Here is a 22,373-nt window from a genome sequence, read left to right as displayed (position 1 = left end):
GTCGAGATTCCTCCAGCGGAGACCTGGGGGAAGACACTGCCAATCACCGAAAGTGGCGGGAGAGCGACGAATTCTCATAGAGTCGTGCCGCAGGCGAGCACATCAGCGCTCGCCGCAGCAGCCGATCTGAAGACGGAGAACAACAATGGCCGCCAAGACGACCACCGACAACGACCTCGCCGACGATAATCTCGTCCCATTTGCCGACGAAACCGCAAGCCAGGCGCAACGCGTCGTTGCCGCGTACGCGACCGACGCCGACGAGTGCCGCATGCTTTTGGCAATGTTGGGTATCGAACCCACTGCCAAGGTCGACTGACCTTCTTCGAAGAGCTAGCTTCGAACCTGAATGAACCGATAGGACAGTAGTGGCTGACGCCTCGCAGGGCTCGGATTTTGTCGTAGTAGCCAACCGGCTACCCGTCGACCTGGAAAAACTCCCCGACGGTAGTACGAGATGGAAGCGAAGCCCTGGTGGCCTCGTCACCGCGCTCGAGCCGATCCTTCGCGCCAACAAGGGCGCGTGGGTCGGCTGGCCAGGCGTTCCGGACGTCGAGTTCGAGCCGTTCGTCGAAGACGAACTCGAACTGTGCCCTGTCTCGCTCAGCGAACAAGAAGTCGCCGACTACTACGAGGGCTTCTCCAACGCCACTCTCTGGCCGCTCTACCACGACGTCATCGTCAAGCCGGTCTACGACCGCGCCTGGTGGAACGCTTACGTAGAGGTGAACCGGCGCTTCGCCGAGATCACCTCGCAGGCAGCAGCCGAAGGTGCCACTGTCTGGATCCAGGACTATCAACTGCAGCTCGTCCCGAAGATGCTCCGCATGCTGCGGCCGGACCTGACCATTGGGTTCTTCTTGCACATTCCGTTTCCACCGGTCGAGCTGTTCATGCAGATGCCGTGGCGGACGGAGATCGTCGAGGGCCTCCTCGGCGCCGACCTCATCGGCTTCCACCTCCCCGGCGGTGCACAGAACTTCCTGTACCTGGCACGCCGACTAGCAGGTCAGGTCACCTCACGCGGCTCCGTCGGTGTTCGGTCGAAGCTCGGGTCGGTGCAGGTCGGGTTCCGTTCCGTCCGCGTGGGCGCGTTCCCGATCTCCATCGATTCCGGTGATATCGACGAGAAATCCCGATCGAAGGTAGTGCGGGACCGGGCCAAGCAGATCCGCAAAGAACTGGGCAATCCCAAGCGCATCATGCTGGGAGTGGATCGGCTCGACTACACCAAGGGCATCGACGTCAGGCTCAACGCGTTCCGCGAGCTACTAGAGGAAGACCGCGTCGACCCGGCGGAGAACATCATCATCCAGCTCGCCACCCCGAGCCGTGAACGGGTCGAGAGTTACAAGGCGATGCGCGGCGAGATCGAACAGCAGGTCGGTCGCATCAACGGCGAATACGGGCAGGTCGGCCACCCAGTGGTCCATTACCTGCACCGGCCGATTCCGCGAGACGAGCTGATCGCTTTCTTCGTCGCCGCCGACGTCATGCTCGTCACCCCGCTGCGCGACGGTATGAACCTGGTCGCCAAGGAGTACGTCGCCTCACGCAGCGATCTCGGCGGTTCGCTGGTGCTCAGCGAATTCACCGGGGCTGCATTCGAATTGCGTCAGTCCTACCTCTGCAACCCGCACGACCTCGACAGCGTCAAGGACGCCATAGTCCAAGCCTTGGAGCAGCAACCCGAGCAGGGTCGACGGAATATGCGCGCCATGCGCAGGCAGGTACTGGCCCACGACGTGGACCGGTGGGCGCGGGCGTTCCTCAATGCGCTGGCACACCCGACCGAGGACGGGCAGAGCACCGTTTCTCGGTAGACGCTCGTCTTCCCGCACGAGTCGGGGGCTAGATGGGCTCGAGACTGCTCGTCAGCCAGCGACCGTCGACCTTCTCCATGTTCATCCGCACCCTGCTGCCACTGCTCGCGGCATCCGGTGCGTCGGAACTGGTGGTGATCTGGTTGAGGAACAACAGGAGCGTCGCTGCATCGGGTTCAGCAGACACCACTGCCGTTCCCTGAACCGTCACCTGCACCGTCAGCGATTTCTCCTTGGCTGCCGGAGCGATGACGTCCGTGACGAGCTTGGTGTACTCGTCCTTGAAGTCTCCGGTCAAACCATCGGCCGCGGAGGCCAACTGTTGATCGACCCCGTTGTAGTCGTACGCCAGCATCGCGATGGCCTGAGCGTCGGCAGCATTGACCGAATCCGTGCGCGCCTGCTCGGTCTGCTCGGTGTGCTGGTACTGGTAGTGCAGCAAGCCAACTCCAGCAGCAAGTACGACGAGGACAAGAACGGCGAACGCGCTCACAACATTACGACGGTTCACGGTACGAACTCCACTCTCGCCGCGGTCATGACGCCGCCGTCGTCGACCACCCGCACACGCAGACGGAAGTCACGTGGTTCGGGCTGGTCGGCGTCCGAGTTCTGCACCATCGCACGCGCTGCCACCAGAACCTCCGCGAAATCGTCTCCACTGCTTTCGATTCCGGCCTCGATGATGTCTCCGTTCGAATCCACGCGAGCCTGCTGGACCACCTGTACGAACGGACCCTCGCGACCTTCAAACTCAGCTTTGAAATCGCCACTCGCGCCCGCGAGGAGGCGGTCGACGTCCGCCTGCGCCGAGTCGGGGTGAATGGTCGTCAAGTTCAACACCGTCTGCCGCGCGGTCTGCACGAACAGCTCGCTGCGCGCATCCTCGGCATCGGCCGAGCGAATACCGAGGAACAAGTACACACCGACCGTCACAAGCGCCAGCACAAGGACGACGAACAGTGCGGTGAGCACGATCCCGCGGCGCGACCTCGCCCTGCCCGCCGCCACATCCGGGACAGCCACATCCGGGACAGCCACATCGCCGGGAGCCAATTCCGAGGCAGGGGCTTCCAACGACGGCTCCTGCGCCTTCTCCAATACCGGCGTGCCGCTCGCCCCGACCGGACCCGCCGCCCGGACGGCCCGGCGGCGTTCGCGCCGCGGAGTCGCCCCCTCGTCGGCACCGTCTCCTGTTTCCCCGCCGCTCATCGCGCCCTTCCTCGATACGTTCTGCACGCCATGCTAACTAGAACCAGTTATGCCGACAGTCCAATCGAAATATTGCCATGCCAGCAAGAGCCGCGGACGTCCGCTACTGGAACCTGTTCCCGCTCCTGCTACCGTCGAACGTTCGGGTTGGACTGCGAGAGGATCCACGAGAAGATGGCTCATACGCTCACCTGGCACGACGATGTCAGTCGTCAAGCCAAGTTCCTTTCCTGCGCGGCCAGGCTGACCCTGAAGCCGACGTTCTCACTGTGGCCACTCACCGACGGCGGCATCAAGGCCATCGGGCAGCTCGATCGCGCTATCGATCGCTTGCCGAAACCGAAGCGGGTGACCATCGAACAGGTCACCCTCGGCGGTGTGCCGTGTGAGAAGACGACACATCCCCGCCTCGCCGCCGGCTCCCTTGCCGGGGCGATGGTGCTGTACTTCCACGGCGGCGGATTCGTGTTCTGCGGTTTGGCAACTCACCGCAGCGCCTGCGCGACGATTGCTGCCCGGGCCGGCATTCCGGTCTACTCCGTCGAGTATCGCCAGATCCCCTACGGCGGAATCGGCACCTCCATCGCCGACGCCATGGCGTCGTACCGGATGGCACTCGAGGTCGCCGAGGATCCGTCGAAAATCATCGTCGCGGGCGATTCTGCCGGTGGCTACCTCGCAATGAAGGTCGCGGAAATCTCTGTGCTGGAGGGTCTCACGCCTCCCGCGGCGGTCCTCGGCTTCTCCCCGCTGCTCAATCTCGACCTGCGGAGCCATCCGCGCAGGTTCATGAAGAAAGACGCCTACTTGCCGATGAAGCAGGTGCTTGCGCTGGAAGATCGATGGCTGAGCGGTCCCGACGCCATCCCCGGTGCAGCCTCGCCGATCGATGCGGATCCGTCGGTGTTTCCACCCGTGTTCCTGTCCACCGCCCAATACGAACTCATGCGCCCCGACGTCGAGGCCATGACCCGCAAGTTGGCCGATGCGGGCCGCACCGTCGAGACGCACGTCTGGAAGGGCCAGGTGCATGCGTTCCCGGTCATGGCGGGCGCGCTGCCGGAGGGACGAACGCTGCTGAGACTGGCGGTCGATTTCGCTGCCCGCAACCTGTAGAACGGCGGTCATCCGATCTCCTGCTGCGCCGTCATGAGCCCCTGGAGGTTGCTGACGCCTCCGAGTTCCGGCTGAGAGTAAGCCGTGCCGTCGGGTGCGACGTACATGCCGGTCTGGGGGTCGTACGGACGGGCCGCCGAGGCAGGAGCGACACTGCTGTTGCCGCTGGGGATTTCGGTGTATGACGGTTGGCCTTGCTCGATCGGACCCCAGGGCGGGTTGTTGCCCTGAGGGACGTATCCCTCTTCGCTACGGCAGAGTTCAGGTGTCGGAGCGCGTCGGCCGGGATTCTCGACGCACGGCAGATTGCGCGCACCTCGCACTGCGGTGTTGTCTCCCTGATCGACCTTGCAGAACAGGTCCGCCGGGGTGTCGATCAACGAAACATCGTTCGGGTCTCGGCGCTGCTCGGGCGGTAAGAAACCAGTGGTGCAGGCGGGCGGGTCGTTGACCTCGAGCTGGAAGTCGACGATGGCTCCTTCATCGGCCGGTCCGCTGCCCGCCGCGGTGACGAGTGCCGCCGTGACGGGTGGGTAGAGCACCAAAATCTGCTCGATCCCGGCGTGGTACATGACGCCCACTTCACCGATGCTGACAAGGTTGGCCACGAGCAGAGGAAGTGTGGGCCGAAGATTCTGGAAAAGCTGATTCGCCTCCTGAGCAGCGCCGGGCCCCTTCTCGATCACCGCGCGCAGATCGGGATCACTGGCCCGGAGCTGATCGGTGAACGTCGCGAGGTTGCTTGTCCACGAGCGGATCGCGTCACTGCTGACCACCTGCCCATCGAGCAACGGCCCCACTTGGCTCAGCAGAGTCTTGGTCTGTTCACTATTGGCCTGGGCCTCCTGCACGAACAACCGCGTCGAATCGATCAAGTTCTGAAGGTCCGGCCCTGATCCGTTGAACGCTGCGAACGATTCGTCGACGACGGTCTGCAACCTCGTATCCGAGATGCTCCTGAGCAGTACGTCCGCTTGGTCCAGCATCGGACCGACGTCCTGTGGCACCGTCGTGCGATCCACACCGATGACGTCACCATCGATCAGAATCGTTCCCGATCCACGACGCGGAATCAGGTCCACGTACTGCTCGCCAACGGCTGACACACTCTTGACCTGGGCGTCGACATCGGACGGTATGGAATACGAACTGTCGATGGATAATTCGGCGTCGACGCCATCGGGCGTCAACCGCACGGCATCGACCTCGCCCACCGTCGTACCCCGATAGGTGACGTTCGCGTGGGAGTACAGCCCGCCGGTGGTGGGTAGTTGCACGATGACGCCGTACCGGCCGATCCCGGCGAGCGCAGGCGCACCGACGTACTGAGTGATCATGACGAGAAGTCCGATGACGGTGAGGATCGAGAAGATCACCAACTGGGCGCGGACGAACCTGGTCAGCATCATGGCGCAGGCACCCCCAGACCAGGAATGACGGGCAATTCGATCGGCGGCAGGCCCGGAATCTGCAAGGTCGGCGGCAAGGCCGGGCCGCGAAGGGGATCCCCTGCTCCCGACGCCGTCGGCGAGGCTTGGGTTCCCAGTGCACCTTCGAGGCCTCCGAGGCGCCCGGCGAGCGGAGTCCCGGTGAGGAAGTTGGCGTCCAGACGCGGCAACGACAGGTCGATCGTCATCGCGAGGTTCGCGTAGTCACCTCGGATCACGTTGTCGATACCTTCCTGGGGAAATGGATAGGTCAGCAGAACCGAGAGCACATCTGTCAGGGAATTTCCGGAGTCCGCCAACGCTTTCAACACCGGAGTCAGGCTGGAGATATTGGTCTGAAGATCCGCGCCCGAATTTTCCACGAGTCGCGACACCACATCACTGAGCCGCCCCAGCGAGGAGAATGCATTGGTGATGTTCGGTCGCTGAGCGATCAACACGTCCAGCGCAGGCGGGACCTCGTTCAATGCTTTTGTCAGAGTGGCATTCTGGTTCTGTACATTCACTGCCAGACGGTCGATCCCGCTCATCGCATCGATGATGTCGGCGCGCTGCTCGTTCAAGCTTCCGACGAGCTCGTCGAGCCGCGGCAGCAAATCCCGCACAGTGTCTTCCCTACCGCCGACCGCATTGTTGAGTTCGGTGGTGATGTCCTGAATTTGCGCCAGACCACCACCGTTGAGGACGACGGACAGCGAAGACAACGTCTGTTCCGTGGTGGGATAGGAACCTGCGCGTTCGAGCGGGATGACATCACCTCCGGCCAGCGTGCCCTCGGGAGCGTCGGGGGACACCAACGCGAGATGCTGTGAACCGAGGAGCGATGTCTGACCGATCTTCGCCGTCACGTTCTCCGGCAGCGTGACGCCCTCGTTCAGCGAGACCGTCACCAGCGCATGCCAATTCTGAACTTCGATGCCGGAGACGCTACCGACGGTGACATCGTCGACCATGACGGGCGAATTCTGCGACAGCGTAGTGACATTGGGCATCTGAATCTGCACCTGGTACGCACCGTCTCCTCGCCCTTCCGTGCCGGGTAGTGGTAACGAGTTCAGACCGTCCCACTGGCATCCGGACAAGGTCAGGACCAGCAATCCGGCAACCACGGCTACGCGCTTCATCGTCCACCGCCCAGCAAGTTGCTCAAACTGGGAACCTGAACGGTGGGCATGTCCGCAACCGGGGAAGGAGCGGGAGCCGGGGCTTGTTCGAGGCCCGGCTCCGTGTAGACGATCTGGTCGGGATGCGCGTCGACACCCATGATCGGATTGGCAAGGAACGCCGGGTAATTGAATACCAACGAGCTGAGCACCGGGCCGAGGTACTGCTTGCACAGGTCGGCGCTGCGTTCGGACGTCGCGTTCTCGATGCCGGCCACGGCGCCGCACACGAAGTTGATGGGATTGCCGAAGTTGTTGGCCGCGATGGCGCCGGTCAACGTCCCCTGCGCCGGCTGGTAGATGTTGTTGAAGTTGGCCAGCGCGTTGGGGCCTGCGTGCAGGATCCGCTCGATCTCGGGGCGCTTGGTGGTGAGTACCTGGGTTGCGTCGGCGAGGCGGGCGACGCCTTCCACAAGACCGGCCTGATTATCGGTGACGAACCGCTGCACTTCACCGACCGCCACGTTGAGATCGGTCATGGCAGTGCCGAACTCGTCGGAACTCTGTGCCAGCATCTCCGACACCGACGCCAACCGCCCACCGAATTGAACGATCTGCTCGTTGCTGTTCGACAACGCCGTGACGAAAGCCTGCAGATTCCTGATCGTGGAGAACAGATCGCTACGACCGTCGGACAGCACCCGCATCGTGTCCGACAACTCGGTCAGCGTGCTGCGGAGCGACTCGCCGTTGCCGTCGAGATTGTCGGCGAGGGTGTCGATGAACCGGCCGGCCGGGCCCTGCTCATCGACACCGTCCGGGCCGAGTGCCGTCGACAGCTTCGTCAACTCGGTCTTGATCTCGTCCCACTCCACCGGCACCGCAGTCCGTTCGATCGGAATGGTGTCACCGCCGGTGAGCGCAGGGCCTCCCGCGAACACCGGGGTCAGCTGCACGAACCGCGCCGACACGAGGCTCTGAGCGATGATGACGGCCTTCGCATCTGCTGGAATCTCGATCTCGGAATCGATGTCCATCGTCACCACCGCGATATCGCCTTGCGGGTCGATCGAGTCCACTGTGCCAACATTCACCCCGAGCACTCGCACGTCGTCGCCCGGGTACAGCCCAGTGGTCGAGGAGAATTGGGCGAGGACGGTGCTGTGGTTCAGACGGGTGTATGCGAAGGAGCCTCCCGCGACGAGCGCGAGGATCACTACGACGGAGACCACTATTTTCTTCATTTTACTGCCCCGGCGGTTTCAGAATCGGTGGAGCGTTCTTGGGCAGAAGATCCTGCAGAGTCTGCGGCAGTTGCTCGGGTGCGACGATGCCGTCGACAACCGTTTTCCACCACGAACTGGGCAGAATGTTCTGGATGTACGCGTTGAAGAACGGCCCACTGGCCACGGACTCTCCGAGGGCACTGATGTAGGGGCCGAGACCGTCGAGGGCTCCGGCGATGTTGTCGTTGTTCTTTTGCAGCACTGCAACAACAGAATTGAGCCTCTCGAGCGTCGGCCCCATCTGCGCTTGGTTCTCTTGAACGAGCGCGGTGAGCTGCCGAGAGACCGCTGAGATATTGGTGATGAGCTGGCTGATGGCGGTGCGCCTGCGATCGAGCTCACCGAAGAGTTCGTTTCCGTCGAGCACCAGTTGGTTGATCTGACCACTGCGATCGGCGAGTATGCCGGTGACGCTTTCCGCGCGGTCGAGTAGTTCCTGCAGGCTGTCGTCGCGCGAGTTGATACTCGCCGAGAGCCTGCTGATGCCGTCGAGCGCGGTCCGAAGTTCGGGCGGGGTATCGGCGAAGGTGTCGGACACGACGTTCATCGCGTCCCCCATCTGCGTCGTGTCGAGTTCGGAGACGGTGTTGCTCAGGTCGCCGAGCGCATCGGTCAGCGAGTAGGGCGAGGTGGTCCGGCTCGACGGTATGGTCTCGCGTGCGCCGATTGCCCCCGACCCTGAAGGCGTAACCTTCAACGACTTTCGTCCGAGGATCGTGTTGGTCTTGATGTCCACCGCGGTGGCGTCGCCGAGGGGGATGTTCTCCTGAACCGTGAACGCGACGCGCACTTCCTGGCCGGCCAACGCGATGTCGTCGACCTTCCCGACGGTGACGCCGGAGACCGTCACGTTGTCGCCGGCCATCAGCCCGCCCGCGTCGAGGAAGAGCGCCGAATAGTTCGAGCCCCCGGACAGAAATGGCAGTCGGTCGTACTGAAGCGTCGCGAGGACGATGCACACCGACAGCACGATGCCGATCAGCCCGACCTGTACGAAATTCCTACCTTTGTCCGCTGTATCAATTGTCATTGATGTTCGCGCACCTCCCCGTGTCCTGCTTCGCCGTCGGGACGAGAAGCGTCGGGGACCCCTCGGGGCCGGAGATCTTGAAGGTGTTGGAGCACAGGTAGAACTGGAAGAAACTGCCGTACGAGCCGACACGGATCAGCTTCTTGTAGTCCGCTGGAAGCCGGGTGAGCACCGTGTCGATGTTGTCCTTGCCCAGATCCAGTTGAGTAGCAGTGCGATTGGCCTGCGCGATCATCGACTGAATGTCCGGCCGCGTGGCCGCAAGCAGGCCGGCGAGATCACCGGTCGCGGAATCGATCCGCGGGATGGCATCGCCGATCGGGTCCTTGTCCTGCGCAAGCCCGCTGATCAACTGCGCCAGCGAGTCGATGGTCGTCTCGAACTGCTGTCCTTGGCTGTCGATGGTGCCGAGAGTGGTGTTCAGGTTGGTGATGACGTCGCCGATGAGTTGGTCGCGGTCGGCGAGAGCGTTGGTGAACGAACTGGTGTTGCCCAGCAATGACACCAACGTTCCTCCCTGCCCTTGTAAGACCTGCAACAGCGCACCGGTGAGGTCGTTGACCTGTTCGGGATCGAGACCGCGCAGCAACGGTTTGAACCCGCCGAGCAGAAGGTCCAGATCGAGCGCCGGAGAGGTCTGCTCCACCGGGATGGTGGCGCCGCCGTCGAGCTGGTCGGTACCGCCGGGGCCCTCCAGCAGTTCTAGATACCGGTCGCCCACAAGATTCTCGTAACGCACGGTGGCCACCGAACTGGTGAGCAGTCGATACTTGGCGTCCACATCGAAGTCGACCTCGGCCAGGTTTCCGTCGGCAATCTCCACGCCCTTCACCGATCCGACTGGAACTCCGGCGATACGAACCTTGTCCCCTGACTTCAAGCCGGACGCATCTTCGAACACGGCGTGATAGCCGTCGGCACTGCCGAATCGGTACTGGCTGAACACCAGCGCCAGCGCAGCGAAGATCAGCACCATGACGAGTGCGAAAATGGACAGCTTGACCGCATTGCCCCTCATGGCCACGCTCCCGCGAACAGGAACTGGAAGATCGTCGGCACGTTGACCGAGGGCTGCGTCGACGGAACGTAGGGGACGGTGCCGGTGTCCGCGACGACGAAGGGCGCAGGCCCCTGCTTGGGATCGAAGTCGGGGAGTCCGTAGCAGTTGGGTCCGCCCGAGGCCGCGACCTTGGGGAGGTCGCCGGGGACGGAATACCCCGGGTCGCCCAGCAGGAACGACGAGCTGAGCTGGATGGACGCGTTGTCGCCTGCACCGGCGAGGGGCCCGAATGCCAAGCGTCCCTTGTTGAGCCCGACGAGGAAGCAGGTGAGGGCGGGCGAATATTCGTCGAGCAGGGTTGTGGTGTCGGTAAGTGTGTTCAGTGCGGTCTCCACGGGTTGCTCGTTCTCGGTGAGCACCTGGTTCGCAGTGTCGGCGAGGCCGGTGAGGTTCATCAGCAACATGTCGAGGTTCGCCTGCTCGCTGACGATGGTGCCCGATGTCGTCGTCGCGTTGTCGAGGACACGCATGAGGTCCGGTGTCGCGTCCGCATAGACGTTCGTGACGACAGCCGCAGCCGACAGATCATGCTGCAGTGCAGGCAAACTCGGGTTCATCGTGGCGAGGTAGGAATCGGTGTCTTCCAGCAGTGAGCCCAACTCCTCGCCGCGGCCTCTCAACGCGGACGACACCGCGCCCAGGGTGGCATTGAGCTTCTCGGGTTCGAGCTTCTGCAACACCTCGGACAGGTGCTGGAACAGGGAGTTGAATTCGACGGTGACGCTCTCGGCGGAGATGACTGTGCCTGCCGCGATGGACTCGCTCGACGGATTCTGCGGAACGATGAGGTTGACGTACTTGGCACCGAACACGGTGGTCGACTTGATGTCGACGGCAACGTTGGCCGGAATCATCGCCAGAGTCGACGGGTCGAGATCGAGATCGATACGCGCCAGTCCGTCGTCCTGCGAGATGGACCCGACGCGTCCGACCTCGACGCCGCGCAGCTTGACCTTGGCCTGCGGATCCATGACCAAGCCCGCGCGTTCCGAGGTGACCGTAACCGGGACGGTGGTGATGAATCCGCCGGCGAACGTCGTCAGCGCGAATGCGGCGATGGCGACAAGACCGAGCACGAGGCCCGCGGCAGCAAGTTTCTTCATCGTTCCCTAGCCCGACAGGTTGAAATTGCCGGAGCTGCCATAGATGGCGAGCGAGATCAACAGGGTGACGGTGACGACGGCGATCAGCGACGCGCGGACGGCATTGCCCACTGCGACACCGACTCCCACCGGTCCACCGCTCGCGGTGTAGCCGTAGTAAGTGTGGATGAGCATGACCGCGAGCGCCATGACAATCGCCTGTGCGAAGGACCACAGAATGTCCGTCGGAATCAGGAAGGTGTCGAAGTAGTGGTCGTAGACGCCGGACGATTGCGCGTAGATCACCACGGTCGCAAAACGACTGGCGATGAACGAGGCGATCACGGCCAGCGAGTACAGCGGAACGATCGCGATCATTCCGGCCAACACACGGGTACTGACGAGATACGGGACCGACGGAATGGCCATCGATTCGAGCGCGTCGATCTCCTCCGACACCCGCATCGCGCCGAGTTGAGCCGTCGAACCGGCGCCGATGGTCGCGGCCAGTCCGATACCGGCGATGACGGGCGCCGCGATGCGCACATTGATGAACGCCGCGAAAAATCCGGTGAGCGCCTCGACGCCGATGTTCCCGAGCGACGAAAAGCCCTGCACCGCTATGGTAGCGCCCGCAAACAGGGTCAGAAACCCGACGATGACGACGGTGCCGCCGATGACCGCGAGCGCACCCGATCCCATACTGATTTCGGCGACCAACCGAAGGGTCTCGCGCTTGTAGCGGACGGCAGCTTTCGGCACCGAGGCGAGCGCCTCGAGATAGAAGATGGCCTGCTCGCCCAGGCGGTCGACCGAACGAGACGCGCTGGCGAGACGCCTGCGCGTCATCGGGAATCGGCCTGCAGCGGCAAGAGCCATTCAGTGCCGCCTCATCCGGCCGTCAATTTGATGCCGACGGCGGTGACAACGACGTTGACGACGAACAGTGCCATGAACGCGAAGACGACCGTCTGATTGACGGCGTCGCCGACGCTCTTGGCACCGCCCCGCACGTTCAGCCCGAGGAAACACGCGACCAATCCCGCGATCATGCCGAAGAGACCGGCCTTGATCTCGGACACGAGCAGTTCCCCGAATCCGGTGAGCAGGGTGATGCCGCTGACGAACGAGCCAGGGTTGACGCCTTGCAAAAATACCGAGAACACGAACCCGCCCAGGATGCCGATCGTGCAGACGAGGCCGTTGAGCAGAAGAGCCACGACCGTCGACGCGAGGACGCGCGGAACGACGAGTCGATGGATCGGATTGATGCCGAGGACTCGCATCGCGTCGATCTCCTCACGGATGGTCCGTGCGGCGAGATCCGCGCAGATCGCGGTGGCGCCTGCACCCGCGACGATGAGAACGGTGACGATGGGGCCGACCTGAGTGACGGCTCCGAGTGCGGCACCCGCCCCACTGAGGTCGGCGGCACCGATCTCGCGAAGCAGAATGTTGATGGTGAAGCTGACGAGCACGGTGAACGGAATCGCGACGAGAAGCGTCGGGACGATCGATACGCGGGCGATGAACCATGCCTGGTCGACGAACTCGCGACGCTGAAAGGGGCGCGAGAACACCGCGCGCAGGGTGAACCATGACATGTCGAAGAAGGCGCCGACGGAACGCAACGGGGTGAGGAGAAGTTCGTTCATGAACCCTCCGATGCTCGTGTTGTGATTCAGGTCATATTAACTAGAACACGTTCAGTAGTCAAAGGAAAGTCTTTTCCTACTGGTTCTGATGCAGCGCAACCTAATTGCGAGTATCGGCCGACTATTTCGCCTTGGAACTGGAACGTGATCTTCCATCCGATTCCACCCGAGACTCCGCCCCGACCACGCTCATCTTCGTACTGGATCGCCGATTGCGTGGTCGAAACCGCGAAAGCTCAAGAACCTACCGTGACCTGCGGCTCGCCGAGATCAAGAGCCGCGGAGGCCGAGAATGTTCTTCCCGGATCACGGCCGTCGAAATAGGACCCGAGCTCGGCCGCCAGCGAATCAGGAGTCCATGCACCGGCCGAAGCGTCGAAACGCTCCTCGACGACGGGCGCCGCCATGAGTGCGACCATGGGCCCGTACACGAGGAACACCTGCCCGTTCACGTGCTCGGCCGCCGGGGAGGCCAGATAGCTGACCAATGTGGCCACATGCTCCGGCGACAACGGATCGATGCCGGCGTCGGGCGCGCCGCCGAACACTCCTTCGGTCATCGACGTACGTGCACGAGGGCAGATTGCGTTGGCGCGCACACCATATCGAGCGAGAGCGCGTGATGCCGACAGGGTCAATGCCGTGATACCCGCCTTGGCCGCTCCGTAGTTCGCCTGCCCCTCAGGGCCGAGAAGCCCCGCCTCGGAGGACGTGTTGACGATCCGTCCGTATACCGGAGCACCGGCCTTCTTGGATTCGGACCGCCAATGCGCACCGGCGTTGCGAGTCAGAAGGAAGTGACCGCGCAGGTGAACACGGATCACCGCATCCCAATCGTCGTCGGACATGTTGAACAACATGCGATCTCGCACGATTCCAGCATTGTTGACGACGATATCGACACTTCCGAACTTTTCCTGCGCCACCCTGAACATTGCATCGGCGGTGGATCTGTCGGCGACGTCGCCGGGGACGAACGCTGCGCGCGCCCCCGCCGCCTCGATGAGATCCATGGTTTCGTCGGCCGCGTGCCCGGAGGTGATATCACCGAACACGACGTCGGCTCCCGACTGCGCCAGGCCGACCGCTTCGGCCCTGCCCAGCCCTGAGGCCCCGCCGGTGACAAGGGCTACCCGCCCGTCCAGACGTACATGCTGTTCGCTCACCAGTGCAATGTAGAACGTGTTCCAGTTTGAGGCAAGGGAGCTAAGCCTTCCAGCGGAGTGCGGCGCGAGGACATCCCGCGATGGCCTCGTCGATTACACCCGCGTTCTCGGGCAGTCGATCGGCGTCCGAGATGATCAGTTCATCGTCGTCGTTGAGGTCGAACACGTCCGGCGCCAGTCCCACACACACGCCGTTGGCCTCACAGAGATCGAAATCCACCTCGACCATCGCTGGTCCTTTCGTCGATGCGGCGTCACCGCCCGTGCGCGTTACGGCACACCTGGGTGTCACCAAACACTCACGGGTGACGAACTCACACTAGAACCTGTTCCACCCGGTGTGCAATGATTCGAGAAACCGAGAACGTGTGTCAGAAACGGGGCTCGTCGCATGCACATCACGTACACCGAGGAGCAGAGTGCGCTCCGCGAGGAACTGCGCACCTACTTCGCCAGCCTGATCACCCCGGAGCGCCGCGCCGCGCTGAGTTCGACGTCGGGCGAGTACGGGGAAGGCACCGTCTACCGCGACGTCGTCAAACAGATGGGTACCGACGGCTGGCTCGCGCTGGGCTGGCCCGAGAAGTTCGGTGGGCAAGCACGATCGGCCATGGAACAGCTGATCTTCACCGACGAGGCAGCGATCGCAGGAGCTCCCGTCCCATTCCTCACGATCAACAGCGTGGCGCCGACCATCATGGCGTTCGGCACCGAGGAACAGAAATCGTTCTTTCTCCCGCGCATCGCCGCTGGAGACCTGCACTTCTCGATTGGCTATTCGGAACCGGAGGCGGGCACCGACCTCGCCTCGCTACGCACGACGGCAGTCCGCGACGGCGACGACTTCGTCATCAACGGACAGAAGATGTGGACCTCCCTGATCCAGTACGCCGACTACGTGTGGCTCGCCTGCCGCACCGATCCCGCGTCCCTGAGCGGCGGCGGGAAGAAACACCGCGGTATCAGCATGATCATCGTCCCCACCGACTCGGGCGGCTTCTCCTGGACACCCGTCCACACCATGGCGGGCCCGGATACCAGCGCCACCTACTACCAGGACGTCCGCGTCCCGACGAGTTCCCTCGTTGGCGAGGAGAATCGCGGCTGGTCGCTCATCACCAATCAGCTCAACCACGAGCGCGTGGCCCTCACCTCGGCCGGACCGCTGGTGGCATCGCTGCGCGAGGTGCGCGAGTGGGCGCAGAACACCAAGAAGCCCGACGGCACCCGCATCGTCGACCAGGAGTGGGTGCAAATAGCACTCGCTCGGGTCCATGCGAAAGTCTCCTACCTCGAACTCCTCAACTGGGAGATCGCGTCGGCAGGGGATTCGTCCCCCGGCCCAGCGGATGCGTCGGCGAACAAGGTCTACGGCACCGAACTCGCCACCGAGGCGTACCGCACGATGATGGAAATTCTCGGACCGTCGGCGACGCTTCGTCAGGGCTCCCCCGGTGCTCAGCTGCACGGACGCCTCGAGCGTCTGCACCGGTCGTCGCTGATTCTCACGTTCGGCGGGGGTACCAACGAGGTGCAACGCGACATCATCGGCATGACCGCCCTCGGACTGCCGGCTTCGGCCCGCTGACCCATCAGGAGAGACATGGATTTCACGACGACGGAGGCCCAGCGCGATCTCGCCGGTCTCACGCGCGACATCGTCGCCAAATACAGCACGAACGAGGCTCAGCGACAACTCGATTCAAATCCGACGAACTTCGATCGCCCGCTGTGGGATGCGCTGGAGGCGAGTGGCGTGATGTCGGCGACTCTGCCCGAAGCGCTCGGCGGTGACGGGTTCGGCGTCCTCGAATGGGTCTCGATCGTGATCGAGTTGGGCCGCGGGTTGGCGGCGGTTCCATTCGTGTCCTCGACCACTGCTGCAATGGTTACTGCTGCAATGGTTACCGAAGATGATGGTTCACGCATTCTTGCCCTTGCGCTCGACGACGAAGACCAACTCGACCCACCCGTGGAAGCCACCCGCGCAGGTGACGATTGGGTCCTGACCGGAACCAAGTCCGGCGTCGACCACGCCCCGATCGCCGACGGCTTTCTCGTCGCGACAACCGACGGTGTCTTCCTTCTCGACGCGGGCCAGGTCACCGTGGTTCCACAGTCCGCTGTCGACAACCGGAGCATCGGCATCGTCCGCCTGGATTCGGTGACAGTCGATTCGAGCCGGCGCCGTGATGCGTCCGCCCAGTCGATCACCGCCCGCGCAACGCTGGGCACCTGCGCCTATCAGCTGGGCGTATTGGAGGAGTCGCTGCGGGTCACCGCCGACTACGCTCGCGAACGCGTGCAGTTCGGCAAACCGATCGGCAGTTTCCAAGCCGTCGCGCAGCGATTGGCCGACGCCTACATCGACGTCAAAGGAGCCCGCCTGACGCTGTGGAGGGCCGCCTGGGCTCTCTCGGCCGACCGGAACGCGGATGAGGAGATCGCCGTCGCGAAATTCTGGGCCGCCGATGCAGGCCATCGCGTCGCGCACACGCTCGTGCACGTTCACGGCGGAGTGGGTCTCGATCGGGACCATCCCGTTCACCGTTATTTCCTCGCCGCGAAACGTTCCGAATTCGCTTATGGCGGTGCAACTGCTCAGCTCCGACGTCTCGGTGCGTCACTGGCCGCAGTTCCTGCGTGATGCCGACGATTACCGATCTGCTGCGTGCCCGCAGCGACGACACTGATACTGCGCTCTTGTTCGAGGACCAGCGGATTTCATGGGCCGAGCACGTGCGGATCTCGTTGTCCTGGGCGGGCCGCATTCGGGCGATGCTCGACCCCGGGAAGCCACCTCACGTCGGGATTCTGCTCGACAACGTGCCCGAATTCTCCTATCTGCTCGGTGCGGCCGCTCTCGGCGGATTCGTTGCGGTCGGCCTGAACTCGACGAGGTCGGGGCCCGAGCTGCGCGAGGACGCCCGCCGTACCCACTGTCAGGTGGTCTTCACCGATGCCGCGCACCGTCATCTGGTCGACGGGCTCGATGTGAACGACTTCGGTGTGAACGGCGTCGATGTGAACGGCGTCGACTCTTTCGAGGGCACAGATCCACTCGAACTGTTCGCGCTCGTCTTCACCTCCGGCACGAGCGGTGACCCGAAAGCTGTGCGCTGCACGCACAGCAAGGTCGTCACACCCGGAATCATGCTCGGTGACAGATTCGGCCTCGGCTGCTCCGACACCGTGTACGTCTCGATGCCGCTGTTTCACTCCAACGCCATCATGGCGGGCTGGGCGGTTGCGCTGGCATCGGGCGCCAATCTTGCTCTACGCAGGACGTTTTCGGCGTCGGGATTTCTGCCGGATGTACGCAGGTTCGGTGCTACCTACGCGAACTATGTCGGAACGCCTCTGTCCTATGTGCTCGCGACCCCCGAACTGCCCGACGATTCCGACAACCCATTGCGCGTGGTCTACGGCAACGAAGCGACACCGGGCGCTGCAACGGAATTCGCCCGAAGATTCGATGTTCACGTGGTCGACGGCTTCGGCTCCTCGGAGGGCGGAGTATCCATCGCGCGGACGCCGCACACACCGGCAGGCGCATTGGGTCCACTGCCGGAGGGAACGGCGATCCTCGATCCCGACGGACGTGAATGCGTCGTAGGGATTGTCGGTGAATTGGTGAACACTGCAGGTGCAGGCATGTTCTGCGGCTACTACGACAACGAGGCCGCCGATGCCGATCGGATGCGCGACGGGATGTACTTCACCGGTGACCTCGCCTACCGCGACACCGACGGCTACGCGTACTTCGCCGGTCGAACAGCGGGGTGGATGCGTGTCGACGGTGAGAACCTCGCCGCAGCGCCGATCGAGCGGATACTGCTGCGCCATCCCGCTGTCGAAGCGGCCTGTGTCTACGGCATCCCTTCGGACGGACCGGGTGATCGAATCATGGCTGCGCTTCTCGCTCCGGGCATCGAGATGACCGAGTTCGCGAATTTTCTTGCAGCTCAGCCGGATCTGTCCCTTCGGGCACGCCCACGGTTCGTGCGTCTGTGCACCGCGCTGCCCCGGACGGCCACCCACAAGATCCTGGCGCGAGAACTACAGAGCCAGAACTGGCGTACCGACGATCCGGTGTGGTGGTCGCCTTCACCAGTCGGGGCATATGTGCCGTTCGATAAAGCTTCGAGGCAAGGCTCAGTCGAACAGGGTGGGTGATTCGGGTTCGTCGGCGACGGGCGCCTTGGCCGGAGAGGCCGACGCCTTACGCACGACCGACAGCGTCGTCGTACGTACGGACAGGCGATGACCACCGTGATGCTCCAGCAGTGCGAGTCCCTGCCGAATCTCGAGCACCTTCCACGGCCCGGCATGGCCGCCCGCTTGAACCAGGTCGCCCACTGCGATCTCGGAAGCCACTGCTTTCTCTCCATTCGGGTAGACACGCGCGATGACCTACCCTAGCCCCAACCCCAACAACCAGGCCGTCGGCCACTTCACCTCGCCCGGTCCGACGGTTCGACGCCGACACGCGCGGGAAACAAACTGCATGTCTTGCATAGTAAGTACGAACCGGTAACTACACCAGTTCGATTGCAATACAATACGTTTCGATTCGACGCACACCGTATGGACAGCTAACCTTCAGTATCGTGACTGGATCTGCTGTAAGTGCCAAGTCCCTTTCCGTGGTGGTTCCCGCCTACAACGAAGAGGCCTACATCGGCCCCTGCCTTGCTGCGCTCGTCGCTCAAAGCGACGACATCCACGAGATCATCGTGGTGAACAACAACTCGACCGATCGCACGGTCGCCGTCGTCGAAGCGTTCATGCGGACCAATTCCAAGGTCACCTTGCTGTCCGAACGCGCACCCGGCGTCGCGCACGCCCGTAACACCGGATTCCGCGCTGCGACGGGTGACATCCTGGGGCGAGTCGACGCCGACACCCGTGTCAAACCTGGTTGGGCCCGCGCTGTGCTCGACTACCTCTCGGTCGACGGAGCGCACGTCGGCGGTGTGACCGGCCTGAACGTGCCGTACGACTCTCCGGTCAGAAGCCTGAAAGCATGGTGGTTCGGCCGCCATCTGAAGAAGGGCACCATCGGCGGAGGTCGTCGGGTCACCAATCTCCACGGCGCGAACATGGCGATCCGCCGTGCCGCGTGGCGTCGAGTCGAGCCGCTGCTGAGCACCGATGCCGAGCTGCACGAGGATCTGGACCTGGCCCTGTGCCTCGGCAAGGTCGATGTGCAGCTCGCGCAGTTGTCCGACATGAACGTCGAACTGTCGCCGCGCCGGGCGCTCACACCACCGTCCGAGTTCGGCGAATACATCGAATGCGGAATAAGAACGTTCGAACGTCACGACTCCATGACCGACGAGAAACGTAAGGCACTTCGTCTGCACTGGTGGTGGCACATTCTCGTGTTCGCCGTGTACCGGCCCTACGACCCGCGCAAGAAGCGCTACTCCGTCCGGTACTTACTCGCACCTGTCCGTTCGCGGGAATTGCCCGTCAGTGCCGAGGCAACGTCGGTGACCATCGAGGACGCCGTCGAACGGGCAAGCTGACGCTTCAGATTATCGTCTTCAGCCTGGCGACCGAGTCCTCGAACCCGGAAACCAGTTCGGCGACGATGTCGGCCACCGAACGAATCTCGTTCATACGTCCGACGATCTGACCGACAGGCATCGCCACCACATCAGGATTCTCGGCGTTGTTGATGCGTTGATGCGCCTCGCTGACCAGGATGTTCTGCAGCGGCATCGGCAGCGGGTCGGGGGCTTCGGGATTGTTCCACGCCTCGGTCCACTTCGTCTTGAGCAGACGCGCAGGCTTCCCCGAGTAGATGCGAGTACGAACGGTGTCACTCGACGTTGCCGACAGCAACGCTTCCTGCATCGCCGACGGCTTACCGTCGTGCCGTGCACCCAACTTGTACTCCGCTGCCGTCAACCACATCGACCCCATCCACACCCCGTCCGCTCCAAGCGCCAGAGCAGCAGCGGTCTGACGGCCGCTTCCGATACCGCCGGCAGCAAGCACCTTCGCCGAGCCTGCCACGGCGTCGACGATCTCCGGTAGCAGGACCATCGAGCCGATCTCGCCGGTATGACCGCCGGCCTCGTATCCCTGCGCGATGACGATGTCGACACCGTTCTCGACGTGCCGCCGTGCGTGCGTCGCCGTCCCCGCCAGCGCCGCCACCGGAACGTTGTGTTGATGCGCTTGCTCGATGACGTCGTGCGGAGGCGATCCCAACGCGTTGGCGATCAACGCGATGCGGTGGCGCAACGCTACATCGACATGCGAACGCGCAATCGAGTGCAGCCAGCCGAGGACACCCTCGTTGCGAGCCGAATCCTCGTCGAGCGGCGGAACACCGAGTTGATCGAGGGTGCGGTCGATGAACGCGCGATGCTCGGCAGGAATGAGTTCGTTCAGATCGACCGATGCACCCTCCTTCGGGATCTTTGCGGGCATCACGATGTCGACGCCGTAGGGCTTTCCGTCGGTGTTCTCGTCCATCCAGGTCAGCACCGCATCGAGTTCGTCGGCGTCGTTGAAACGCACACACCCCAGCACACCGAGACCGCCGGCCCGGCTGATCGCCGCGGCGACATGTTCGGACGGTGTGAAACCGAAGATCGGAAACTCGATTCCGAATGTCTCACTCAGCTCGGTCTTCATCAGCGAACCTTCTCGGCCAGGTGTGCGGCGTTGGTCTCGTCGGCAGCTCTGGCCTCGGTCTGTGCGACGGCCCATCGGTAGTCGGGTTTGCCCGCGGGCGACCGTTTGATCTCGTCGACGAACCACACGGCACGCGGAACCTTGTATCCCGCAAGCTCTTTGCGTGCACAGGCGTCGAGCTCGGCCAGGCTCGGCCGGTCTTGATGTCGCGCTTGCACCACCGCAGCAACCTTGTGGCCCAGTCGCTCGTCCGGCACGCCGACGACGATAGCGTCGAAGACTTCCGGGTGCGATTTGAGTGCGCCCTCGACCTCTTCCGGGAAGACCTTCTCGCCACCGGTGTTGATCGAGACCGACCCGCGGCCGAGCATCGTGACCGATCCGTCGGCTTCGACCTGGGCGTAGTCACCCGGAATGGAATACCGGACGCCGTGAATTTCCTTGAACGTCGCGGCCGTCTTGACCTCGTCCTTGTAATATCCGATCGGAATGTGGCCGTGCCGTGCGATCAAGCCTGTTCTGCCCGAACCGGGTTCGACGGGAAGACCGTCTGCGCCGAGCACCGATGTCGACGCATCGATCTTCACCCGCGGGCCGCCGGTGTGCTCGGTGCCCTTCGCCACGATGCTGAGTCCACCGAAACCGGTTTCGGACGACCCGATCGAATCGGTCAGCATCCGGTTGGGCAGTAGTTCGAGGAACTTCTCCTTGATGCTCGGGGAGAACAGCGCAGCGCTGCTGGCCATCAGGTAGAGCGTCGACAGATCGTAGGGGGTGCCGTCGGGCCTACCTTCGATGAGTGCGTCGAGCATCGGGCGAGCCATGGCGTCGCCGGTGATGAATATCAGGTTGACGCCGTGTTCGTCGATCAATTGCCAGATGGCGTGGCCGTCGAAGTCGGGGTGCAACACCGTCTTTCCGCCACCGAACAGAGACTGGAACGTCGCCCACTGCGCGCCGCCGTGAATCATCGGGGGTATCGGCATCCGCGTCATAACGGGGTTTTCCGCACCCATCTTCGCAAGATCCCACTCGCCGTCGAGGTATTCACCGGTCATGAAGTTGATACCACCACCGAGAACGCGCCACACATCCTCGTGACGCCACATCACACCTTTGGGACTTCCGGTGGTGCCACCGGTGTAGAGCATGTAGATGTCGTCGGGGCTGCGCTCGCCGAAGTCGCGTTCCGGTGAGGATTGCGCGAGGGCTAATTCATAGGAGACGTTCGTGTTGTTGCCGTCGATCACCACGGTGGTGGTCAGAAGCGGACATGAAGGCAGCACCGCCGCCACTTTGTCCGAGTAACGCTCCTCGTGAATAAGAGCCACCATGTCGGAATTCTGGAAGATGTACTGTAACTCGTTCTCGACGTATCGGTAGTTGACGTTGACGACCACTGCTCGCAACTTGAACACGGCGATCATCGACTCGATCGTCTCGATCCCGTTGCGGCTGTAGACGCCTACTTTGTCCCCCGGCTTCACCCCTTGTTCTTGCAGGTAATGAGCCAGCCTGTTCGTTCGATCTTCCATATGCGCGTAGGTGATCTCACGATCCCCACACACCAGTGCGACCCGGTCAGGAACCAGGTCTATTGCATGCTCCACGAGGTCTGCGATATTCAGGGCCACGAGACAAAAGTAGAACGTGTTATCGTTTCTGGCAATAGCCAATTATCGAACCAGGGTCACACAGAGTGGAGATCATCAGTGTCGTCCAATGCACAGGAGATCGGGAC

At 62.9% G+C, this 22,373-nt stretch carries 22 protein-coding genes; 7 read left to right on the top strand and 15 right to left on the bottom strand.

Translation table 11 applies throughout. From position 1 onward, the window contains the following. Nucleotides 1-145 precede the first annotated feature (145 nt). On the top strand, nt 146-319 hold the full coding sequence (locus QMK17_RS18540) for a hypothetical protein (RefSeq protein ID WP_283510767.1): 174 nt from the start codon (nt 146-148) through the stop codon (nt 317-319). Nucleotides 320-368: 49 nt separating this feature from the next. Continuing rightward, nucleotides 369-1,823, top strand: a complete 1,455-nt coding sequence (locus tag QMK17_RS18535; protein WP_283510766.1) for an alpha,alpha-trehalose-phosphate synthase (UDP-forming) — start codon at nt 369-371, stop codon at nt 1,821-1,823. A 28-nt stretch (nt 1,824-1,851) separates the two neighbouring features. On the opposite strand, the gene QMK17_RS18530 is transcribed toward QMK17_RS18535, so the two are convergent. Both QMK17_RS18530 and QMK17_RS18525 read right to left on the bottom strand, forming a co-directional pair. Further along, a complete protein-coding gene (locus tag QMK17_RS18530; protein ID WP_283510765.1) occupies nt 1,852-2,334 on the bottom strand; it encodes a h domain protein in 483 nt (160 codons plus the stop codon). Beyond that, complete coding sequence (locus QMK17_RS18525; RefSeq protein ID WP_283510764.1) at nt 2,331-3,035, bottom strand: hypothetical protein; 705 nt, start codon at nt 3,033-3,035, stop codon at nt 2,331-2,333. Before QMK17_RS18525 ends, QMK17_RS18530 begins: the two co-directional genes overlap by 4 nt. A gap of 174 nt (nt 3,036-3,209) precedes the next feature. Here QMK17_RS18525 and QMK17_RS18520 point away from each other — a divergent pair, with 174 nt between their 5' ends. After that, the gene (locus QMK17_RS18520; RefSeq protein ID WP_283510763.1) at nt 3,210-4,151 is read left to right on the top strand and encodes an alpha/beta hydrolase; all 942 of its coding nucleotides are present in this window, start codon (nt 3,210-3,212) and stop codon (nt 4,149-4,151) included. A gap of 8 nt (nt 4,152-4,159) precedes the next feature. Here QMK17_RS18520 and QMK17_RS18515 read toward each other — a convergent pair whose 3' ends face one another. The 10 genes from QMK17_RS18515 to QMK17_RS18470 all read right to left on the bottom strand — a co-directional run bounded on the left by QMK17_RS18515 (nt 4,160) and on the right by QMK17_RS18470 (nt 14,210). Next, complete coding sequence (locus QMK17_RS18515; RefSeq protein ID WP_283510762.1) at nt 4,160-5,560, bottom strand: MlaD family protein; 1,401 nt, start codon at nt 5,558-5,560, stop codon at nt 4,160-4,162. Beyond that, a complete protein-coding gene (locus QMK17_RS18510; protein WP_283510761.1) occupies nt 5,557-6,723 on the bottom strand; it encodes an MCE family protein in 1,167 nt (388 codons plus the stop codon). Before QMK17_RS18510 ends, QMK17_RS18515 begins: the two co-directional genes overlap by 4 nt. After that, entirely contained in the window at nt 6,720-7,946 is a 1,227-nt protein-coding gene (locus QMK17_RS18505) for an MCE family protein (RefSeq protein ID WP_283510760.1), read from the bottom strand. The genes QMK17_RS18510 and QMK17_RS18505 overlap by 4 nt, the downstream gene beginning before the upstream one ends. Before the next feature lies 1 nt (nt 7,947). Then, nucleotides 7,948-9,018, bottom strand: coding sequence for an MCE family protein (locus tag QMK17_RS18500; protein ID WP_283510759.1), 1,071 nt, complete (start codon nt 9,016-9,018; stop codon nt 7,948-7,950). Next, on the bottom strand, nt 9,008-10,036 hold the full coding sequence (locus tag QMK17_RS18495) for an MCE family protein (protein ID WP_283510758.1): 1,029 nt from the start codon (nt 10,034-10,036) through the stop codon (nt 9,008-9,010). The genes QMK17_RS18500 and QMK17_RS18495 overlap by 11 nt, the downstream gene beginning before the upstream one ends. Next, nucleotides 10,033-11,181: an MCE family protein gene (locus QMK17_RS18490; RefSeq protein WP_283510757.1), complete on the bottom strand. Its 1,149-nt coding sequence runs from the start codon at nt 11,179-11,181 to the stop codon at nt 10,033-10,035. Before QMK17_RS18490 ends, QMK17_RS18495 begins: the two co-directional genes overlap by 4 nt. A gap of 6 nt (nt 11,182-11,187) precedes the next feature. Next, nucleotides 11,188-12,039 carry an MlaE family ABC transporter permease gene (locus QMK17_RS18485; protein WP_283510756.1) on the bottom strand — a complete coding sequence of 284 codons (852 nt, stop codon included), beginning with the start codon at nt 12,037-12,039 and terminating at the stop codon, nt 11,188-11,190. An 11-nt stretch (nt 12,040-12,050) separates the two neighbouring features. After that, nucleotides 12,051-12,815, bottom strand: coding sequence for an MlaE family ABC transporter permease (locus tag QMK17_RS18480; RefSeq protein WP_283510755.1), 765 nt, complete (start codon nt 12,813-12,815; stop codon nt 12,051-12,053). Nucleotides 12,816-13,051: 236 nt separating this feature from the next. Then, complete coding sequence (locus QMK17_RS18475; protein ID WP_442972794.1) at nt 13,052-13,990, bottom strand: 3-oxoacyl-ACP reductase; 939 nt, start codon at nt 13,988-13,990, stop codon at nt 13,052-13,054. Between the two features lie 31 nt (nt 13,991-14,021). After that, on the bottom strand, nt 14,022-14,210 hold the full coding sequence (locus QMK17_RS18470; protein ID WP_283510753.1) for a ferredoxin: 189 nt from the start codon (nt 14,208-14,210) through the stop codon (nt 14,022-14,024). A gap of 162 nt (nt 14,211-14,372) precedes the next feature. Between QMK17_RS18470 and QMK17_RS18465 the strand changes: the two genes are divergently transcribed. From QMK17_RS18465 to QMK17_RS18455, 3 genes are read left to right on the top strand one after another with little or no spacing between them, the layout of a single operon-like run. Beyond that, nucleotides 14,373-15,569 (top strand): acyl-CoA dehydrogenase family protein, encoded by a 1,197-nt coding sequence (locus QMK17_RS18465; RefSeq protein WP_283510752.1) that lies wholly within the window; start codon nt 14,373-14,375, stop codon nt 15,567-15,569. A 15-nt stretch (nt 15,570-15,584) separates the two neighbouring features. Next, complete coding sequence (locus tag QMK17_RS18460) at nt 15,585-16,628, top strand: acyl-CoA dehydrogenase family protein (protein WP_283510751.1); 1,044 nt, start codon at nt 15,585-15,587, stop codon at nt 16,626-16,628. Further along, the gene (locus QMK17_RS18455; protein ID WP_283510784.1) at nt 16,628-18,157 is read left to right on the top strand and encodes a long-chain-fatty-acid--CoA ligase; all 1,530 of its coding nucleotides are present in this window, start codon (nt 16,628-16,630) and stop codon (nt 18,155-18,157) included. Before QMK17_RS18460 ends, QMK17_RS18455 begins: the two co-directional genes overlap by 1 nt. Here QMK17_RS18455 and QMK17_RS18450 read toward each other — a convergent pair. Next, the gene (locus tag QMK17_RS18450) at nt 18,137-18,358 is read right to left on the bottom strand and encodes a hypothetical protein (protein ID WP_283510750.1); all 222 of its coding nucleotides are present in this window, start codon (nt 18,356-18,358) and stop codon (nt 18,137-18,139) included. The two genes, QMK17_RS18455 and QMK17_RS18450, sit on opposite strands and share 21 nt — an antisense overlap. 233 nt (nt 18,359-18,591) lie before the next feature. Between QMK17_RS18450 and QMK17_RS18445 the strand changes: the two genes are divergently transcribed. Beyond that, entirely contained in the window at nt 18,592-19,512 is a 921-nt protein-coding gene (locus tag QMK17_RS18445; protein WP_283510749.1) for a glycosyltransferase family 2 protein, read from the top strand. Nucleotides 19,513-19,516: 4 nt separating this feature from the next. Here QMK17_RS18445 and QMK17_RS18440 read toward each other — a convergent pair whose 3' ends face one another. Both QMK17_RS18440 and QMK17_RS18435 read right to left on the bottom strand, forming a co-directional pair. Beyond that, nucleotides 19,517-20,632 carry an NAD(P)H-dependent flavin oxidoreductase gene (locus QMK17_RS18440; RefSeq protein WP_283510748.1) on the bottom strand — a complete coding sequence of 372 codons (1,116 nt, stop codon included), beginning with the start codon at nt 20,630-20,632 and terminating at the stop codon, nt 19,517-19,519. Next, entirely contained in the window at nt 20,632-22,266 is a 1,635-nt protein-coding gene (locus tag QMK17_RS18435) for an acyl-CoA synthetase (RefSeq protein WP_283510747.1), read from the bottom strand. Before QMK17_RS18435 ends, QMK17_RS18440 begins: the two co-directional genes overlap by 1 nt. Between the last annotated feature and the right edge of the window lie 107 nt (nt 22,267-22,373).

The organism is Rhodococcus sp. G-MC3, assembly GCF_030063335.1.
In the GTDB taxonomy this organism is placed as follows: domain Bacteria; phylum Actinomycetota; class Actinomycetes; order Mycobacteriales; family Mycobacteriaceae; genus Rhodococcoides.
Note: the sequence above shows the minus strand (reverse complement) of the source record. Positions and strands in the feature narration are given on the sequence as shown.

Bases quoted from the DNA above. Each gene is read 5' to 3' on its own strand.
- QMK17_RS18470 (WP_283510753.1), bottom strand. From the start codon at position 14,210: ATGGTCGAGGTGGATTTCGATCTCTGTGAGGCCAACGGCGTGTGTGTG.
- QMK17_RS18500 (WP_283510759.1), bottom strand. From the start codon at position 9,018: ATGACAATTGATACAGCGGACAAAGGTAGGAATTTCGTACAGGTCGGG.
- QMK17_RS18520 (WP_283510763.1), top strand. From the start codon at position 3,210: ATGGCTCATACGCTCACCTGGCACGACGATGTCAGTCGTCAAGCCAAG.
- QMK17_RS18440 (WP_283510748.1), bottom strand. From the start codon at position 20,632: ATGAAGACCGAGCTGAGTGAGACATTCGGAATCGAGTTTCCGATCTTC.
- QMK17_RS18540 (WP_283510767.1), top strand. From the start codon at position 146: ATGGCCGCCAAGACGACCACCGACAACGACCTCGCCGACGATAATCTC.
- QMK17_RS18480 (WP_283510755.1), bottom strand. From the start codon at position 12,815: ATGAACGAACTTCTCCTCACCCCGTTGCGTTCCGTCGGCGCCTTCTTC.
- QMK17_RS18460 (WP_283510751.1), top strand. From the start codon at position 15,585: ATGGATTTCACGACGACGGAGGCCCAGCGCGATCTCGCCGGTCTCACG.
- QMK17_RS18525 (WP_283510764.1), bottom strand. From the start codon at position 3,035: ATGAGCGGCGGGGAAACAGGAGACGGTGCCGACGAGGGGGCGACTCCG.
- QMK17_RS18510 (WP_283510761.1), bottom strand. From the start codon at position 6,723: ATGAAGCGCGTAGCCGTGGTTGCCGGATTGCTGGTCCTGACCTTGTCC.
- QMK17_RS18515 (WP_283510762.1), bottom strand. From the start codon at position 5,560: ATGATGCTGACCAGGTTCGTCCGCGCCCAGTTGGTGATCTTCTCGATC.
- QMK17_RS18505 (WP_283510760.1), bottom strand. From the start codon at position 7,946: ATGAAGAAAATAGTGGTCTCCGTCGTAGTGATCCTCGCGCTCGTCGCG.
- QMK17_RS18455 (WP_283510784.1), top strand. From the start codon at position 16,628: ATGCCGACGATTACCGATCTGCTGCGTGCCCGCAGCGACGACACTGAT.
- QMK17_RS18465 (WP_283510752.1), top strand. From the start codon at position 14,373: ATGCACATCACGTACACCGAGGAGCAGAGTGCGCTCCGCGAGGAACTG.
- QMK17_RS18485 (WP_283510756.1), bottom strand. From the start codon at position 12,039: ATGGCTCTTGCCGCTGCAGGCCGATTCCCGATGACGCGCAGGCGTCTC.
- QMK17_RS18490 (WP_283510757.1), bottom strand. From the start codon at position 11,181: ATGAAGAAACTTGCTGCCGCGGGCCTCGTGCTCGGTCTTGTCGCCATC.
- QMK17_RS18495 (WP_283510758.1), bottom strand. From the start codon at position 10,036: ATGAGGGGCAATGCGGTCAAGCTGTCCATTTTCGCACTCGTCATGGTG.